General features: G+C 46.8%; 16 protein-coding genes. 8 read left to right on the forward strand and 8 right to left on the reverse strand.

The features are described from left to right. Window positions 1-2: 2 nt before the first annotated feature. On the reverse strand, window positions 3-671 hold the full coding sequence (gene pcp / locus ACJJIY_RS14880; protein ID WP_444941958.1) for a pyroglutamyl-peptidase I: 669 nt from the start codon (window positions 669-671) through the stop codon (window positions 3-5). 95 nt (window positions 672-766) lie between these two features. Then, on the reverse strand, window positions 767-1,186 hold the full coding sequence (locus tag ACJJIY_RS14885; protein ID WP_282933128.1) for an ester cyclase: 420 nt from the start codon (window positions 1,184-1,186) through the stop codon (window positions 767-769). A 277-nt stretch (window positions 1,187-1,463) separates the two neighbouring features. Between ACJJIY_RS14885 and ACJJIY_RS14890 the strand changes: the two genes are divergently transcribed. The 3 genes from ACJJIY_RS14890 to ACJJIY_RS14900 all read left to right on the forward strand — a co-directional run bounded on the left by ACJJIY_RS14890 (window position 1,464) and on the right by ACJJIY_RS14900 (window position 6,700). Then, complete coding sequence (locus tag ACJJIY_RS14890) at window positions 1,464-2,831, forward strand: efflux RND transporter periplasmic adaptor subunit (protein WP_445358196.1); 1,368 nt, start codon at window positions 1,464-1,466, stop codon at window positions 2,829-2,831. Next, the gene (locus ACJJIY_RS14895; protein WP_445358197.1) at window positions 2,828-5,953 is read left to right on the forward strand and encodes an efflux RND transporter permease subunit; all 3,126 of its coding nucleotides are present in this window, start codon (window positions 2,828-2,830) and stop codon (window positions 5,951-5,953) included. Before ACJJIY_RS14890 ends, ACJJIY_RS14895 begins: the two co-directional genes overlap by 4 nt. Window positions 5,954-6,253: 300 nt before the next feature. Beyond that, entirely contained in the window at window positions 6,254-6,700 is a 447-nt protein-coding gene (locus ACJJIY_RS14900; RefSeq protein WP_445358198.1) for a GNAT family N-acetyltransferase, read from the forward strand. Window positions 6,701-6,728: 28 nt separating this feature from the next. Here ACJJIY_RS14900 and ACJJIY_RS14905 read toward each other — a convergent pair whose 3' ends face one another. Then, window positions 6,729-7,625: a LysR family transcriptional regulator gene (locus ACJJIY_RS14905; protein ID WP_282933124.1), complete on the reverse strand. Its 897-nt coding sequence runs from the start codon at window positions 7,623-7,625 to the stop codon at window positions 6,729-6,731. 117 nt (window positions 7,626-7,742) lie between these two features. On the opposite strand from ACJJIY_RS14905, the gene ACJJIY_RS14910 reads away from it, so the two are divergent. Beyond that, window positions 7,743-8,684: a peptidyl-alpha-hydroxyglycine alpha-amidating lyase family protein gene (locus ACJJIY_RS14910; protein ID WP_445358199.1), complete on the forward strand. Its 942-nt coding sequence runs from the start codon at window positions 7,743-7,745 to the stop codon at window positions 8,682-8,684. A gap of 31 nt (window positions 8,685-8,715) precedes the next feature. Beyond that, complete coding sequence (locus ACJJIY_RS14915) at window positions 8,716-9,072, forward strand: 5-carboxymethyl-2-hydroxymuconate Delta-isomerase (protein WP_445358200.1); 357 nt, start codon at window positions 8,716-8,718, stop codon at window positions 9,070-9,072. A 111-nt stretch (window positions 9,073-9,183) separates the two neighbouring features. Here the strand turns inward: ACJJIY_RS14915 and ACJJIY_RS14920 are convergent, their stop codons facing one another. Further along, a complete protein-coding gene (locus tag ACJJIY_RS14920; RefSeq protein WP_445358201.1) occupies window positions 9,184-9,948 on the reverse strand; it encodes an SDR family NAD(P)-dependent oxidoreductase in 765 nt (254 codons plus the stop codon). A 139-nt stretch (window positions 9,949-10,087) separates the two neighbouring features. Between ACJJIY_RS14920 and ACJJIY_RS14925 the strand changes: the two genes are divergently transcribed. Next, on the forward strand, window positions 10,088-11,008 hold the full coding sequence (locus ACJJIY_RS14925; protein ID WP_445358202.1) for a LysR family transcriptional regulator: 921 nt from the start codon (window positions 10,088-10,090) through the stop codon (window positions 11,006-11,008). Between the two features lie 244 nt (window positions 11,009-11,252). Here ACJJIY_RS14925 and ACJJIY_RS14930 read toward each other — a convergent pair whose 3' ends face one another. After that, window positions 11,253-11,951 (reverse strand): hypothetical protein, encoded by a 699-nt coding sequence (locus ACJJIY_RS14930; RefSeq protein ID WP_445358203.1) that lies wholly within the window; start codon window positions 11,949-11,951, stop codon window positions 11,253-11,255. A 164-nt stretch (window positions 11,952-12,115) separates the two neighbouring features. Here ACJJIY_RS14930 and ACJJIY_RS14935 point away from each other — a divergent pair, with 164 nt between their 5' ends. Together ACJJIY_RS14935 and ACJJIY_RS14940 are read left to right on the forward strand one after the other, a co-directional pair. Then, window positions 12,116-13,435, forward strand: coding sequence for a metallophosphoesterase (locus ACJJIY_RS14935; protein WP_445358204.1), 1,320 nt, complete (start codon window positions 12,116-12,118; stop codon window positions 13,433-13,435). A gap of 243 nt (window positions 13,436-13,678) precedes the next feature. Next, window positions 13,679-14,392: an ion transporter gene (locus ACJJIY_RS14940; protein WP_444933001.1), complete on the forward strand. Its 714-nt coding sequence runs from the start codon at window positions 13,679-13,681 to the stop codon at window positions 14,390-14,392. Between the two features lie 54 nt (window positions 14,393-14,446). Here the strand turns inward: ACJJIY_RS14940 and ACJJIY_RS14945 are convergent, their stop codons facing one another. From ACJJIY_RS14945 to ACJJIY_RS14955, 3 genes are all read right to left on the reverse strand, one after another. Beyond that, on the reverse strand, window positions 14,447-15,055 hold the full coding sequence (locus ACJJIY_RS14945) for an OsmC-related (seleno)protein (RefSeq protein WP_445358205.1): 609 nt from the start codon (window positions 15,053-15,055) through the stop codon (window positions 14,447-14,449). A gap of 149 nt (window positions 15,056-15,204) precedes the next feature. Continuing rightward, window positions 15,205-15,660: a hypothetical protein gene (locus ACJJIY_RS14950; protein ID WP_444957471.1), complete on the reverse strand. Its 456-nt coding sequence runs from the start codon at window positions 15,658-15,660 to the stop codon at window positions 15,205-15,207. Between the two features lie 248 nt (window positions 15,661-15,908). After that, window positions 15,909-16,982 (reverse strand): 3-deoxy-7-phosphoheptulonate synthase, encoded by a 1,074-nt coding sequence (locus ACJJIY_RS14955; protein WP_445358206.1) that lies wholly within the window; start codon window positions 16,980-16,982, stop codon window positions 15,909-15,911. Between the last annotated feature and the right edge of the window lie 196 nt (window positions 16,983-17,178).

Here is a 17,178-nt window from a genome sequence, read left to right on the forward strand (position 1 = left end):
GATTAGATTTGTAAGTGAGAAGGGATCGGATCGTCAGTGTCCCGCGGATTAGCTAGTGCGGCTTCAATGGCGGCCTGTATCCCAAGGGCGGCAGTTTCTTTTGACATGCTGGGATTACCGATATTTTCGGGTAGTGCGGCAATCTGGGGTAGCTGAGGAAGGTGTATCCAGCCGGCGGGGATATTTAGTTGATTAGTCGCGATATAGTGAAGCGCGCCATACATCATATGGTTGCAACAAAAAGTACCCGCAGTATCAGAAATGTCGGCAGGAACACCAATATTGCGCATTGCCATAACCATTGCGCGGATAGGGAGTGTGCTGTGATAAGCGACAGGACCATTTTGTACAGTCGGCTCACCCTGCATTTCAACTCCCCGGTTATCTTTCAAATTATATCTGGTGGAATCATTATAATTTTGTGCAATTCTCTCAGCCGTAATGATTGCACGGCCACTGTACTCTCCTAACATCACCACTAATTGCGGTTCTATTTCTTCAATAGCATCCGTGACAACTTCAATGCTTTCAAAGAAGTTGTTGGGTATCAAAAGACCATGAATATCACCATTGGCTATTCGTGTTCCGTCCAGCATACGCATAACTGACTCAGCTGGATTTATCGGTGTGTTACCAAAGGGCTCAAAGCCAGTCAATAAAACTTTTGCCATAGAGATGTTATCGTAAATAGATACAGAAAGATTGATATATTGTTATTTGTCAAAGGTAGCGTTGTGCAGGCTACCTTTGACTGGTTCGTGATCGGCTATTCAACTAAACCTAATTGCTCCAGGAAAGTGTATTTATCCCAGTCCACCCAGCTTTCCACCATTTTTCCATCTTTATATCTATCGGTATGTACACCAGTCCAACTGCTGGTTTTTCCTGTTGCGTCATACTGTAGGAATTTACCCGTATGGGTGGCGGTAATCCTCCAGCGGGTACAAACATAATCACCCTCGGCAACTTGTACCAGAATTTCTAATTTTGTGTTGGAGAATCCCTGGTGAAATTCAGCGACTAAATCCAGACAGTCTTTTATCGATAAAACCGACGTGGAACCGCCAGCATAGGGCATTTGGTGATTTTTATAATCCGGTGATAAATAATCTGTCGCTTTGTCGGGGAAGTTGTCCCCCCACAATTCCAGTATCGCTTTTGATGTCTCTTTGTGATTGTTCGCCATTTTTGTCCCACTGTCAGTTAGGTCGGAATTTGGTAGCCCAAGCATAGTTCAGTGAATTTAAGGGGGGAGCGAATCGAAGTGGGATTGAATTCAATATTGATAGTCGATTGATATGAGTTGGCGCAGATTACATGGTAAATAAATATATTGAGTAACTACTTTAAGCTTTATAAGGTGTTGTGCGTTCTGCGAACTTTAATAGAGTATTTAACTGCTGGGTTTTAGAGGCACTAGGCTTTTTAAGGTCTGGTTCGGCCAGTTCTTTATGGGTAAAACTATGACAAGTAGCGCAATTAAAGCCTTACTAAAGCGTCGTCGAATGCTACCCGTTTTGATACTTGGTGGAATTTTAATGGCTATGTCGCTGGTGGCCAGTCGACAGAAACCACAAAGATACGAAGGGCAAGCCCCGGAGCTGCTGGTGGAAGCCATCGAAGTGAAGCGAATGCCTATTCGAGCTGAAACTGTTGCTTTTGGAGAGGTGATGCCGAGCCTTATCCTTGAGGCAAATTCTGAAGTTGGTGGTCGTGTGGTTTCAGTGTCGGCTGATTTGGAACCTGGCGCAATAATATCTGCCGGGGCACCAATCCTAAATATTGACGAAACCAGCTATCAATTGGCCGTTGCTCAAGCGGAGAGTGACCTGGCTGTTTATCGCGCAAAACTGCAAGAACTGGAGGTTGAAAAGGCTAATAGCCAGCGTTCGTTGGAAATAGCTCAGAGGACACTGGAATTAGGAGAACAGGAATTACAGCGAAAAGAGCAGTTGGCGGTTAAGGGGATTGTTTCTCGCTCAGCGGCTGATGCGGAGGAGCAACGGGTATTGAAGTTGCGACAAGAAGTTGAACTTCAAAAGGGTAATCTCTCCCTATTTCCCACTCGTAGGCAGGTGATAAAGGCCCAGATAAGTCGTGCTGAAGCGCTGCTTGGTGAAAGTCGCTACCAGTTATCGCGAACCCGGATAAGCCTGCCCTATAACGTGCGGATCGGTGATGTCTATGTGGAGGCTGGCCAGTCTGTTGCCCATGGGACACCGCTTTTTGTCGCTTATGGTATGGATCAGGTGGAAGTTTCAGCCGAACTGACGATGGCTCAATTAGTGCCTCTTTTTCGGAGTATTGAATCTCCCAGTGATCAAACTCTCTCGCCTGACGACTTCTCAGATGCCTTATTGGGATTGGAGGCCAGGGTTGGATTGGTAGGTGGTATTAAACCGGTGGAATGGCGGGGCAGGGTAGTGAGAGTTGGAGGTACCATGGATACCACAAGCAGAACTCTCTCCGTAGTGGTTGCAGTGGATAACCCTTATCGAAATATAGTAGCCGAGGGCCGGCCGCCCCTATTTCGTGGTATGTATGCCCGGATTAAGCTTATTGCACCTCCTTCGCCAGCTTTGGTTATCCCTCGCAGAGCCATGCATGAAGGGCGGGTCTACTTGGCTGAAAATAATCAATTGAAGATTCGCACCATAACGGTGGACTACTACCAGGGTGATCTAGCTGTTGTTCGCTCTGGCTTGGTGCCTGGAGATCAGGTGATAACTACTGATGTTATCCCGGCAATCAGCGGGACGGCAGTATCTGTCATCGATGTCAAAAAGGGAGTTTCAGACCTGGCCGTGGCAGCAGAGGAAATTGGCGAGTGATTCGCTTTTTTGCGATCCACCCAACTGCTGCCAATTTGCTTATGGTGGGTTTAATGCTGGCTGGCTTTTTCGTATTGCCGACGATGAAGCGAGAGACTATGCCGGAAATCGACAAGTTCGAAGTACAAGTCTCAGTATTTTATCCTGGTGCAGCTACCGCTGAGGTCGAAGACAGTATCTGTCTCCCCCTCGAAGAGGCAACGGATGGCATCCCATTTATTGATGAGCGCCGTTGTGAAGCTGCAGACAATCTTGGCGTGATGAAACTGAAAATGCAGGAAGCAGGTGATATGGGGCAGTTTCTTGCCGACATTGAATCTGCAGTAGATGCGATAGACTCCCTTCCTGCTGAGAGCGAAAGGCCAGTAATAGAAGAGCTGGGACGTACTCAGCCGGTGGTGAGTGTTGCCCTAAGCGCAGATTTGCCTTTGATCCAGCTCAACCAATTGGCCGAGCACTATCGCCGAGAGTTACTTCGTCATCCATTGGTGCCCATTGTCAAAATTTCCGGTTTTTCAGACCATCAATTGCAAGTGGAAATTTCAGATTACAATTTGCGACAGTATGGACTGAGTGTTGCCGATCTTGCCGCAATTATCGATAAGCAGGCAATTGATATGCCCGCCGGTAAGGTAACTGCACCTGATCGGGAGTATCAGGTTCGTTTTACCGAAAAGCGGCGTACCGCAGCTGAGCTTGAAGAACTTATTGTTGTAAAAGGAATGGCTGGCGCAGAGGTGCGCTTGGGCGATATTGCCACTATCTACGACAATTTTGAAAAGGAGGAGGACAAAATCACTTTTGATGGGCAGCGAGCCGCATTGCTTGTTGTTCAGAAAAACAGCGTGGATGACAGTTTGAGGGTGTTGGAAGCGGTTCGCGAATTTGTCCAGGCGGAAAATGCCCGTTTGCCGGAAGAAATGCGGTTGATTCTTACTCAGGATAGCGCTTCAATTGTTGCTGATCGTTTAAGGATGATTATTACCAACGCCTGGCAAGGGCTTATTCTTGTTGCGCTGACCCTTTATTTGTTTTTTAGCGGGCGATATGTGTTTTGGGTAGTTATGGGCCTGCCCGTTTCATTTCTCGGCGCCTTTGCTGTGATTACTGCTTTGGGTATATCTATCAATATGATCAGCTTGGTGGGGCTGCTGATTGCAATTGGCATCTTGATGGATGATGCCATTGTGCTTTCGGAAAGTATCGCCACCGAATACCGGGATGGCCGTACACCTCTTCAGGCGGTGGTTATCGGAACCAAGCGTGTTGCAAGGGGGGTTATCTCCTCATTTGTTACTACCGTGATCGTTTTTTCTGGATTAGCTTTTATCAAAGGGGACATGGGGCAGGTCCTCAAAGTTTTGCCAGTTGTTTTGATCTCTGTACTAGTGGTTAGCCTGATTGAAGCCTTTCTTATTCTCCCCGCCCATTTGCGTCATGCCCTTTCGTACAAGGAAAACCCATCAGCCTGGAAAGTCGCTTTTGCTGAGCGATTTGAGTTGTGGAGAGAGTATGTCGGGCGTGTCGCTGATAAAGCGGTGGAATACAGATATGCTTTTGTCGGCGGCGTAGTGGGACTATTTTTTGTTACGGTGAGTCTTCTTCCTGCGGGGTTAGTTAAATTCCAAGGGTTTCCTACATTGGAGGGAGATTTACTACAGGCCCGAATTCTAATGCCCCAAGGAACCTCCCTCGTAGAAATGGAAAATCTGGTGGCGTATCAGAAGAAGGCCCTGTATTTAGCTGCTGGAAACCTCTCAGGGAAAGAGGTAGCGCCACTTATCGAGCACATTAGTGTTACTTACGGTGTGAATGGCGATGCTTTTGAGAGTGGAGCTCATGTAGCCACAATAAATGTCGACCTACTGGCTGCAGAGGTTCGCCATACAAGTATCAGTGAGTTACGTCAGGCCTGGAGTAAGGCTGCTGGCGATATACCTGGTGCGATCGCGATTTTGTATAAGGAGCCATCGCCTGGTCCAGCTGGACGAGCTATTTACCTTCGCTTGGCCGGGCTGGATATTGATCAGCTAAAAGGAATATCTATACGTCTACAAAACTGGCTGCGCAGTTACGAAGGAGTGGTGAATGTACTGGATGACCTGCGTCCTGGTAAGCCACAGCTGACGGTCCGAATGCGGGAGGGGGTTTATGCTTCTGGTATTGATGCCAGTGTTGTGGCCACTCAACTGAGAGCTGCCTATCAGGGCACAGAGATTGATGAAGTGCAGTATCAGGGAGAGACTTACGAAATTCGTGTTCGAATGGATGAGCCATCTCGCAGTGCGCTGTCACGATTTGACGAGCTTGTCATTATCCACCCTGAAACAAGGCAGCGTGTACCCTTGATGGCAATTGCCGATATTGAAATGCACCGGGACTATGCGCGTATCCAGAGAATAAATGGTGAGCGTGTTGTTACGGTCTTTGCAGATGTTTTTACAGAGAGGGCCAATGCCAGTGAAATTCTGCTGGATACCCAACAGAACTTTTTTGCACCATTGGAGCAGGAATTTCCGGGCCTAAGGGTAACCATGAAGGGAGAGATTGAGAATAGTCTCATTACAGGTCTATCGATGGGTAAGGCCTTGTTGATCGGGGCAATAGGAATCTATTTAATACTCTCGCTTCAATTTCGTAGTTATACCGAACCTGTAATTGTGATGATGGCGATTCCCCTGGCTTTAATAGGTGTAGTCTGGGGACATATTATTATGGGGCAGAATATGACGATGCCCAGCATGATGGGATTTGTCTCTCTCACTGGAATTGTGGTGAATGATTCAATCCTGTTAGTAGAGTTTGTGAAGTTTCGTGTTCGAAAGGGAATGGACGTTCACTCGGCGGCGAGTCAAGCCAGTCGCGACCGGTTCAGGGCTATTTTCCTTACCTCACTGACAACAGTGGCCGGCTTGTTGCCACTGATGTTCGAAACCAGCCTTCAAGCCCAGATACTGATTCCACTGGTGACCAGTATTGTATTTGGGATAAGTAGTTCAACCGTTTTGATTCTGTTAGTCCTGCCAGCCCTTTATGGCATTCTCAAGGACTTTGGCTTAACTGAGCGAATTCAGGAGCCGCTAGATCGATTACCTGAAGATATCGCCGCTTCTACGACCTAAAGCACCCAGATAATCTTGATTGTTGAAGTGAAAAAGCAGCTGGAATGATTGGTAGAAGAAGGAAGATTAAGAGAAAGCAGTGGTAATACTTTGAGCTCCGGGAAGAATTATTCATCAATTCTTAATTAGCGCACTTGTACGAGTATCCAATATAGGGTTTCGGAGTTGGTTTAAGTAGTCGAATGTTTCATGTACGTCACGGAATAAGTAGCGAATAGTCCTTGTTGTCCCCTTTACTTCAATTGATAATCAGGAAGATAAATTTGAACTTGCCTTCTTTTGTACAGATTCACTCTCAAAATGATTAGAAAATACAATAAAAATGACTATCCACGTGTGCTGGATATATATGCCCGTTCAAAACTTGATGAGCTACGGTTTGAAAACCGGAGTTTCAATCTGCTGCCGCTGGATAAAGATCAAAAACGTTTGGCCCAGCTGATGGAGTCGGATATTTATGTGTACAATAAAGGTGATGTTCTTGGCTATGGTGCACGGTATAAGAATGAGATTCGTGCACTGTTTGTGCATCCATCGTTTAGAGGTCAGGGGATAGGGCGGGAATTGCTGGAGTACCTGTTAGGGGAAATCAGTGGCTCTGTACATCTGCAGGTTGCCAAGACCAATGACCCGGTGAAAAACCTGTATCGCAAATATGGTTTTGTGGTGACCAGGGAGCTGCAAACTACCTACAGCGGGGTTCCTGTACTTGCCAATGAAATGGTTCGCCCCCCCAGCGCCAACTAAATACACAAACGCCTATGCTACAGGAGTGTCAGCAGGCGTTGTTCTCAAAACATTCCTCCAGAAACCTCCAAAAGGCATCCAGCTTGGCGGAGGCGGCCCTTCTCTGCTGATACACCGCAAAAAGTGGCCTGCTTGATTGCTGCCAATCCGGCAGAACCTGGACCAAGTTACCCGCCGTCATATCCCGCTCTACCAAATAATCGTAAAGGCAAGCTATACCGGCGCCAGACAGGGCTGCTTGGTAGAGGGAATAGTAGTTATTACTGGAAAAGTAGGGCTTGGGGGCAATCGTGATCGATTCTTGCCCCTTTTGAAAAGTCCAGGAAAGTGGATCGCGGCTGTACTTGTAACACAGTAGTTGGAATTTATTGAGTTGGTCGGGGGAGGAAAAAGACTTAATCCTTGCCAGGTATTCAGGAGATGCTACCAGGAGCCGATCGTGCCGGCCGATTTGATGAGAGTAGAGCGTTGATTGGGGCTGTGCAGGTTGGGAGCGCAATGCCAGGTCAAACCCTTCACCGGTAAGGTCCCGAAGCTGATCATCCAGAATCAGATCCAAACGGATATCTGGGTGCTCAGTTGTAAACTTCGGTAGCCTAGGTGCCAGCCAGAACTGCCCCAGAGCCGTTGGGGCGGTAATCCGCAACAATCCAGAGGGCTGCCCCTTGGAGCTGGTTAGGCGCTCTTCCACTTCCCTAAGATCATTAAGGACGCGCTCTGTGGTTTCCAGGTAGTCCCGCCCCGCATCCGTAAGGCTTTGGGATCGGGTAGTACGGTGAATTAGCCGAGTACCCAGTCGCTGCTCAAGCTGTTGGATGGCCTTGCTCACAGCGGACACCGTGGACCCCAATTCCCGGGCGGCACGGGTAAATGACCCCAATCGCGCCACCGTAGTAAACACCTGAATTAAGTGGAACCGGTCCAAAGGAACCTCCAATAATTTCCTGGCAGGAAAAAGTGAATATCAAAATTATGCTATTAACGCATTTATAGGAAAAAGTCACAATATCTTGGCAGATCGACAAGTTAAGAAGGGTTTCTGATGAGAGTGATTGTATTGCTATGCCTGATTTTGGTTCCCAGCGCCTTTACGCTGGCCGAGGCACCGCCAAACAGCCAGCCATTTCACGTCAAGGGGGGTGATTTTAAGTTGCCAGTGGGTTGGCACTTTGGGGAGGTTGCGGGGGTGGTCCGCAGGGAGAATGGCCACTTTGTTGTATTTCACCGAGGGTCTCATTCGCTGTTGGAGTTCGATGGACAGCGGCGCTTTGTTCGCGAAATCGGTGCGGGACTGTTTGAAAATCCGCATGGTCTTCGTATAGACCATAAGGGCAATATTTGGACTACCGATACTGCCACGCACCTGGTATTGAAATTTGCACCTGATGGCGAAGTAGCCATGGTATTGGGGAAGCGAGGTGCAGCCAGTGAAGGCTGGTTTGATCGCGACTACAACTTGGTGCTGTTCGATCAGCCCCAAGATGTTGCGGTGGATAGAAATGGATTTATTTATGTGGTGGATAAGGGCAACAGCCGCATCGTAAAGCTGGATAAGAATGGCCTTTTGGTAACCACCTGGGGTGGTCAGGGGGAGGCCCCTGGAGAGTTTAATTTCCCTCACTCCATTGTGATTGATTCTGAGGGGCAGTTATATATTGCCGATCGTGAAAATCGCCGGGTACAGATCTTTGATTCAAAGGGTAAATATTTAACTCAATGGAGTGGAATAGGTTACCCCTATGTCCTGTTTCTTAAAGGTGATGCTTTGTGGATGACAGATGCGCGGGCCGAGGAAGTGCGACAGTACGACCTGTCTGGTGATCTCAAGATGCGCTATCAGGGCCAGCCTGGGCGGGGACAGAAGCAATTTGGCTTTGTACATGGGATCTATGTGGATGACGACGGACTTTGGGTGTCCCATATCTTGAATTGGAGCATTAATCGCTTGCTGCCAGCGGATACACTACCCGCTCCGGTCATGTAGCTTTTCTTTCAAAATTCACCTGGGAGTATTTATGCCTCACTGTGTTATCCAGTGTCCTTCTAACCTACTTGAGTCGGTAGATGTTGATAGCTTACTGACTTCTATCCATGCCGCTGCAGATCAGTCTGCACTGTTTGAGTCGGGGGATATTAAAGTTCGTTTGTTACCTGTCGAGCACTATCTGGTTGGACCTGAACCAGCACCGTTTGTACACCTGGAATGCAGTCTGCTTTCTGGTAGAAGTATTGAGCAGCGACAAAACTTGGCTCATTTACTAGCCAAGGCACTGTGCGCAGTCGTACCCGATGTGGAGATGGTTTCTGTAGAGGTCCGCGAGATTGTGCGGGCTACATATTGTAATCGCGCTGCATTGGAGCTTGCAGTGTAGCTTATTTCCCGTGTTTAAGAGTGCCGGGGTGAACTACAAGAAAGCTTCGGCAAAAGGTACTCATTCGCACAAGTGGAGGGCTTGGCCCCCACTTGTGCACTTTCAGGCCGGTTAGAGGCAGTAGCCCCCATCAACCTTCAGGTGTGCATTTCGCATACCGGCTGAGTGATCTGTGGCCAGGTAGTGGATTGCTGGCACTATGTCATCTACCTCAAGTGCCCGGCCCAGTGGCGTTACCATCATACTTTCTGCGAGACTTTGAATGTCTGATTGGCTCATGCCGGCTTTTTCCTGGATCTCGGTCAGGGTGATTCCGGGGCGTATGCTATTTATACGAATTCCTCTCACCGCTAACTCCGCATTCAGGACCTGGGCATAACCTTCAATGGCAGACTTACTCGCGCTATAAGCGGAAGTTCCCGAAAAGGTTTTCTCTACGGCAATACTTGAAAGCAAAACCACGCTGGAGGGGTTATTCATCACCGGTAGTAATTTTTGCAGCGTGAAAAAAGGTCCCTTCACATTGATATCAAAAGTGTGATCGAAGAGGGCTTCATCGGTTTCCTCAAATATCCCAGGCTTGAAAATACCGGCATTCAAGATAAGGGCATCCAGTTTAACCTCATCGTTTTGTAATTTTTTTCCCAGTTGCTCAATTTGGTCGAGTTTTCCACTATCACATAGGTGGCATGTCAGCTGGCCGCTACTCCCAAAGAGGCCCGCGATATCCTCGGCTGTTTGTTCCAGTTTTTCAGCGTTTCGGCCCGTGATGATGACTTGCCAGCCCTCGGATAAAAAGTGCTTAGCTGTTGCGAGTCCAATACCGGCAGTGCCACCAGTGATTGCGATGGTTTTTGTTCTCTGCTGGTGTCCCATAGATCCTCTCTTGCGATTGTAATGGTGCAATGAATGGCAGTTGCCAAGATTAGGCTTAGGAGGATATGTTGTTAGATTGGTATCAATAAGGCACCATTATAGCAACACTTTGGTTCTAAATTGGAAGCAATGAGGCAGAATGCAGCATCTACATCAATACTTGGGACATTTGTACGTCTTCCGGTTAGTCATTGAGCAAGGCAGTTTTCAGGGGGCTGCTAATCAGCTGGGCTTACCTCGCTCATCAGTCAGCAAGAAGCTGGCACAGCTGGAGGGGTTTGTTGATCAGCGTCTATTGCATAGAAGTACGCGGCAATTGCGCCTTACGGATGCCGGTGCTGCTTTGTTGGAAGCAACGGAGACTATGGCTCAGCTAATGAGCAATACCGAACACCTGATCCTCTCCCACCAGGATGAAGCTGTTGGTAGAGTTAAGATAAGTTGTTCTACCTTAATGGGGCAGCGGTACTTATTGCCATCCATACCATTACTAAAGCAACGTTTTCCAAAAATTACTTTTCAAGTGAACTTAAGCGATAGGGTTGTGAACTTACTGGATGAAGGCGTTGATATTGCCATTCGCACGGGGCACTTGCCGGACTCTTCATTGGTAGCGCGCCGAATAGGTGAAAAGCGTTGGGGGTGGTTTGCCAGCCCGGATTATTTGGCGAGTTGGGGGGAGCCTAATTCTCCAGATGATTTAAGCCAGCATCAATGCTTAGTGTTTAGTAACCAAACAACAACCATTGATCACTGGCACTTTTCTAACGAAGGTAACGAAATAAAGACCATTGCCATTGATCCGGCGATGGTGGTCGATGATGGCCGTACATTGGTTGAATTAGCTACAATGGGTCAAGGTATAGTTATGATTGATCCTCTTCTGGTGCGCAGGGAATTAGCGGAGGGCAAGTTGATGTCTATCTTTCAGCAATGGAGAAGCCCTGAGTTGCAACCGATCCATCTAGTGTGCTTGGGAAGGTCTATAAGAAGTAAAGCGGTAGAGGTAGTTTGGCAGGCATTGGTTGAGGGCTTGCAGAGGGATTTAATCCAGCCTTAAAAGCAAATATGGCAGGGTTTTACGTATCATCTCTTTTGTTCTTTTGAATTTCCTGAAGCTTCTTTCTTTTTAATTCTCTTTTCTCTTGGTAGTAGCGCTTGTCGACATATCTAAGCAGTAGCCATAAGACAAGCGCAGCAACAATGCCAAACAGGTATCCTTTTCCGTACATGCTATGTGTGACCTGCTACTGGCCAGATTGATACTCTTTTCAACCAATCTGGCCTTTTTAGAAACCTGATTATTAGTAGGCAAAATAGGGTAGGTAGGAACTCCAGTCGGTCCATACGAGCTGCTGGACAGTTCTATTCACACCATTGGTTTGCATGTAAAAGTTCCACTGGCCCGTTTCCTTAACACCTATTACGTTTTTATTTTGCAGATTAATGGCCGCAAAGTTTGATTGAATCAAAATGTAACGATTAGGGTCCAGGCCGCCAACTTTAGAGGCATCGATTAGCTGAGTGACGTCTGTTCGTAAGTAGCTTCTCTGCGTGCTGGCAAATACGCTGAGAGGCGTATTATTGATAATAGTTTGATTTACCTGGTTGTAACTATTAAAGGGATGGGGTTGCAAGTGTCCCATAGAGAGCTGACCACCACCCCAGTCAAGAATGATTAAGCTACAGCCAGTTTGACGCTCGGTTACCCAAAAATCCGCATTTGCCGTATTGGGCCGTAATAGTGCGGTATACCGATTCACAGAACTGTGCCCTCGCGTTGGGGTTGTGAGAGCCTGAATATAGATTCTACTGTCGTTATTTGGTGCACCTGGGCCGATATTGATATTTCCCAAGTTGAGTGAGAATGGGACTCGAGCCAGCTGCGTTTGATGTCCAGGTTGGAGGCCGACTTGCAACCGATAATTTTGTAGTGCAGTTTGCGGGTCAGCTTTCAGTTCTCTCAATGCATTACGCGAACTTAGTTGATCTTGCAGCGGCATAGCTTTGAACTCCATTTCATTTATGCTTGGCATAATACCGCATATTTTTAGCTGTTTTCACAGTATTTTTCTTTTCAAATTTACTCGACTTGTATTTGGCTGGTAGAGAGTTTCTATCGAATTAATTTGTACTGAGGTGCAGGTTAAATTTTGCCATGAGTTGAATGATTTTGACTCAGAAAATCTTTGTCTTGATAATGTTCGAATTGATTCAGGTTATGTTAAAGGTTTTTTTTGTGGTCGGAACGGTTGTTAAGCGAGCTATCACCTTATTTTTCGTCATATTTATTTTTGGGGTAGCAGGTATAACCTACCTGCTAAGTGGTAGTAAGGTTATTAAAACTACAGGACAAGTCTTTCAAGGGATTAAGATTCCTATTGGTGATTCGGTTATTAGATGGCGTGCCGACTTGAGTAGAATTGCTGAAAACCCGCTTCTAGAAAGGATGCAGGGGCCGGTGATCATTCAAAGCACAGATGGTTATATTTCACGGTGGTTCTGTGACGATAAAGTTAAAGAGCAGACGTTCCTTACTAAGGAAATTGTATTGGAATGTGGGGGCGATCAAAGAACTTATTCTTTGAGGGATGGTGAAGTTGAGTTTGTCCCCTATGATGGGATAAGCCCTATAGCTGTGGTGAGTGACTTGGAAGGAGATCTAGACTTCTTTAAAAATTGGGCGAGAAACCTGGGTATTATTGATGTCGATGAAAAATGGTCTTATGGCTCAGGCCAATTAGTGATTGTAGGTGATGTCTTTGACCGGGGGCGATATGTTTATGATTTGCTCTGGTTTATCTATCATCTTGAGGAGCAAGCGGCCAATAGTGGTGGAGCTGTACATTTTCTACTAGGAAATCATGAACAGTATGCATTTACTTATAGAATTAAATCTGTAGAAGCTGAACACTTATGGGCTATAGAGCAGTTGAGGCCATATGATCAAGCTTTGGCAGAAGATACAGTTTTAGGAGCTTGGCTAAGGAGTAAAGATGTAATGCTGAAGCTTGGATCAGTACTTTTTACCCATGGAGGTATAAGCCCTCAGGTGCTCAAGCAGGGGCCGAGCACCAGCGAATTTAATGGTGCCCATAGAGCCTATTTAACAGGGGCCAAGATAGATAATAGCCTGTTAGTTGGGCCCCACTCTCCAATGCAATATCGTGGCTATGCCTATGCGATGGATCAATATCCGGAGGCCGATCAGCAGTTAGTTAATGCCACTATGGAGCACTTTGACGTAAGCTATATTGTGGTAGGTCATAGCCATCAGGAAGAATTGGCTTCCAAGTTCCAGGGTAAAGTGTACTTGGTGGATAGCACTTTGTATGTACCAAAAGCATTGGTCTTTGAGTCGGGCAAACCAGTAATTCGTAATACTGGCGTAGTGCGTAAAAGTTTTATTGACAAAGATACAAAGGAAGAGCCATTTGATGTTCTAAATACTGTACATTGGATGGCTTTTTTGGGGATATTTTTGTAAGTATGCCTGTATAAAAAAAGAGCATTTGAGGTCGTTGTTGGGAGCTGAAATAGAGTGTTTAGGCCGACTTTTTGGTATTGGCATGTTTCAGCTCCATTAAGCAAATTGCCTCTCTAATCATGATTCTTATTGTTTGGTGTATCGCTTATAACTTACAAAATGATAAAGCCAAACATGTATGTACATTAGTAGGTAGTGTTAAAATACGGTATATATTCAATATGATACGAGCTGGGTGATTGTGTGGAGCAGGGTATTAGAAAGCTGGTTGATAATTATGAGAGCAAAGAGGGGCGATTTTTTTCCATATTTATTCAGTGTCTGATAGTTGTATCGCTAATTTCTTTTTCTGTGGGTACTATCCCTGATTTAACACCAGAACAGAGAGCTGTATTGGATCACTTCGAATTGTTCTCAGTGATTGTGTTTACTTTGGAATATATATGTCGCGTGTACGCGGCGAGAAATAGACTGGGCTTTATCTTCAGTTTTTATGGTTTGATTGATCTTATGGCGTTCTTGCCATTTTATATAGCTTCAGGAATGGATTTAAGGGCGCTTAGAATTGTTCGCTTATTTCAAGTGTTTAGGGTTTTAAAGCTGTTGCGCTACAGTAAGGCAGTTGCTCGATTTAGCCGTGCATTTCGTATGGTTAAAGAGGAGCTGGTATTGTTTGGAGTAACAGCTCTGATCTTGCTTTATTTGTCATCTGTAGGTATCTATTATTTTGAGAGCGCTGCTCAGCCGGAACAATTTAAATCTATCTTTCACAGTTTGTGGTGGGCAGTTACAACCTTAACCACTGTGGGTTATGGTGACATGTATCCAGTTACTCTCGGTGGGAGAATATTTACTTTCTTTGTGCTTTTGATTGGTTTGGGGGTGGTTGCAATTCCGACAGGTCTTGTCGCTTCTGCCCTATCTAAAGCCCGGATTGAAGATGTAGAAAACGATTAGTAACAAGCGCTAATAGGGTATGGCCTCTTCGCCTGTGAGGCCATTCCAGAGTATTTAATTGAACTCAATCGCTTTACTATTGATAAAGAGCTGGGTATCAACAGGTGTAGCACTGGAAACGGTTTGAAGTGACATACAGGCCTGTCGGCAACAATGCATAAATTTTACAAGTTTTTCTTCTGGCTCATCACTTTCAACAATCAAATGTATTTCCACTCTATCCCCCTTGCCAAAGACTTCTTCCGGTTTGATACCCCCAAAATTCAAAGTGGTTGAGAACTCAGTTTTTTGCTCTAGCCTTACACTTTTTAATTTGATCCCGCCAAGTTTAGCCAGCATTTCGATGTGAGACATCATGCAAAGAGCTAGCCCTGCAGAGAAGTACATAATTGGAGATGGAGCGCTGCCTCTACCGCCGACGGCTGTGCCTTCATCACAGATAAGCTCCCATGTTCCACCATTAGGAACGTTGGAAAATATGGTGGCTTTTTTTAGGTGATGCCCCTCAGGCATTTGTTCGACATTAATATGAGCGTGAAACTTCAGCAGCTCGCCTTGTTTCACCTTATCGAGATGAGGGGGAGGGAAGGTTACTTGGTGTGCATCCTCGTCCAACTTGCGAACGATGGTAGAACTCGACATTTCCCATTGAATTGGGTCCATTTCGAGGCTCCTCTGTTTTTGTGTCTCGACTGGAGGGTCGAGTAGAGTTGATTTGTGCACCCCTGCGGAGTTGGGTGGCAACAGCTTTAACAAGGAGGTTAGGGTGAGAAGGGCTATATCCCCACTTGTGCCTTAAGAGTACTGGCTCTTTAGTCCAGTAGGGGGAGCGCGGTAAAGAGCGCGAGTTCATGCGCGTAGGCCAGTGCATCATTCTTGGAGTGGAAGGCCTGCGCCTGGATACTATTGCTACCGTTATTTTGGCGGGGGACCAATATTACCTGCCAGCTGGAGTGGCTACTTTTACGGTCTGTGGTATGGGGTGAGTAGGAGACAACCTTAACCCCCTTGAACGCCGCTAGCGATTGCCTCTCGGTCCAGCTATGCCAGAGGGCTTGTCTCTTGGAAACATAGCTTTTTGATTCTCCATCAATGTAATGTGTTGCCCGAAATGAGAATGTGATTACTGCGAGAAGAGTGCAGAGAGCGGTGGCCAGCCAGGAGATGGTGGAGCCCCCATCGAGAGCAAAACTTAGGCTGACAAGTAGCCAGGTCAGAGTAAACCCACCAAAGATATAGATTGGTACTTTGTTGGACTGCAGTTCCATATGTGCTGCTTTCCTATTTCCCATAAATGTAAAATTAGGTGCCAGATTTCAACCTCAGTTAGTAGGCCGCTTATTTTTATTTAGCTGATTGAAGGAAGCATACGACAGCTATCTGTTACGGCAGGGCAAAAGTACTCTTTTTGTAGGGTCTTTATCAAGTGGATAGCGTAATTTGTAGGGAGATCAAGCTGTGGCGGTTATCTTTTCGGTAGGAAAGAGGCCCGTTATGGGCCTCTCCAGGGGGAGATCTAAGAGGAGCGTGCTTTAAGGGCTTCGCGTAGCTGTTCAGCCATGCCTAACAGCAGGGACTCAGTAGTTTCCCAATCAATACATTTATCGGTTACCGAAACGCCATACTCCATATCGCTCAGGTTTGGCAGAATTTTCTGGTTGCCGGCTTTCAGGTTACTTTCCACCATAATGCCAATAATTGACTGATTGCCATCGAGGATTTGGTGAGTCACATTGTCGACCACCAGGGGCTGTAATTCGTGGTTTTTATTGGAGTTGGCATGACTGCAGTCGACCATAATGTTTGGCACGATATTGGACTTACGCAGCTCCTGCTCGCACATTGCAACACTCACTGAATCGTAATTTGGCTTGTCATTGCCCCCGCGAAGTACAACGTGACCGTATGGGTTGCCTGCGGTGTGGATAATCGCAACTTGACCGTGCTTATTGATGCCGAGGAAACGATGGGGGTTGGCGACCGATTGAAGGGCATTGATAGCCACCTCCAGGCCACCATCGGTACCATTCTTGAAGCCCACGGCAGAGGAGAGGCCGCTGGCCATTTCCCGGTGAGTCTGTGACTCTGTGGTTCGCGCGCCAATGGCAGACCATGAAATTAGGTCCTGCAGGTACTGAGGGGAGATTGGGTCTAGTGCTTCTGTTGCAGTAGGCAGTCCTAGCTCGGCAACATCCAATAGCAGCTTGCGGCCAATATGCAGCCCCTCCTCAATCTTGAAGGAGTCGTTCAAGTGAGGGTCGTTGATCAAGCCCTTCCAGCCAACAGTGGTGCGGGGCTTCTCAAAATAGACGCGCATTACAATTAGCAGGGTATCGGAAACCTTGTCCGCAATCGCCTTCAAGCGCTTAGCATAATCCATTGCGGCGTTCACATCGTGAACGGAGCATGGCCCGATTACCACCATCAGGCGGTGGTCTTTGCGATCTAGGATGTCGCGCACGGCGGCGCGTCCTCCAGCGACAGTCGCCTCGGCGGCATCGCTAATGGGGAGTTCTGCTTTCAGCGTCTCCGGGCTGATCAGTACTTCCTGGGAGACAACATTTAAGTCGTCGAACTGCTGTGTGGTCATGGCGTCTTCTGGTTTCTCTATTCCTTAGTGCCGCGCTGCACCTGCAGGCGGAGTACCTATCCTACTTTGCCATCAAGAATAGGGCGAGGGTTTCATTTGCAACCAAATAATTGGACTTGGTTTGGGATGTTCATTTGTATTCACCCTTTAACAGTTTGGCACTTTCAAAGCGGTTGAGGTGGCTCTGCTGGGGCGG

Source organism: Microbulbifer maximicatervae (SeqCode) (assembly GCF_052468155.1).

Coding starts and splice junctions, on each gene's coding strand:
- pcp (WP_444941958.1), bottom strand. CDS start 671: ATGGCAAAAGTTTTATTGACTGGCTTTGAGCCCTTTGGTAACACACCG.
- ACJJIY_RS14885 (WP_282933128.1), bottom strand. CDS start 1,186: ATGGCGAACAATCACAAAGAGACATCAAAAGCGATACTGGAATTGTGG.
- ACJJIY_RS14890 (WP_445358196.1), top strand. CDS start 1,464: ATGACAAGTAGCGCAATTAAAGCCTTACTAAAGCGTCGTCGAATGCTA.
- ACJJIY_RS14900 (WP_445358198.1), top strand. CDS start 6,254: ATGATTAGAAAATACAATAAAAATGACTATCCACGTGTGCTGGATATA.
- ACJJIY_RS14910 (WP_445358199.1), top strand. CDS start 7,743: ATGAGAGTGATTGTATTGCTATGCCTGATTTTGGTTCCCAGCGCCTTT.
- ACJJIY_RS14915 (WP_445358200.1), top strand. CDS start 8,716: ATGCCTCACTGTGTTATCCAGTGTCCTTCTAACCTACTTGAGTCGGTA.
- ACJJIY_RS14920 (WP_445358201.1), bottom strand. CDS start 9,948: ATGGGACACCAGCAGAGAACAAAAACCATCGCAATCACTGGTGGCACT.
- ACJJIY_RS14925 (WP_445358202.1), top strand. CDS start 10,088: ATGCAGCATCTACATCAATACTTGGGACATTTGTACGTCTTCCGGTTA.
- ACJJIY_RS14930 (WP_445358203.1), bottom strand. CDS start 11,951: ATGCCGCTGCAAGATCAACTAAGTTCGCGTAATGCATTGAGAGAACTG.
- ACJJIY_RS14935 (WP_445358204.1), top strand. CDS start 12,116: ATGATTTTGACTCAGAAAATCTTTGTCTTGATAATGTTCGAATTGATT.
- ACJJIY_RS14945 (WP_445358205.1), bottom strand. CDS start 15,055: ATGGACCCAATTCAATGGGAAATGTCGAGTTCTACCATCGTTCGCAAG.
- ACJJIY_RS14950 (WP_444957471.1), bottom strand. CDS start 15,660: ATGGAACTGCAGTCCAACAAAGTACCAATCTATATCTTTGGTGGGTTT.
- ACJJIY_RS14955 (WP_445358206.1), bottom strand. CDS start 16,982: ATGACCACACAGCAGTTCGACGACTTAAATGTTGTCTCCCAGGAAGTA.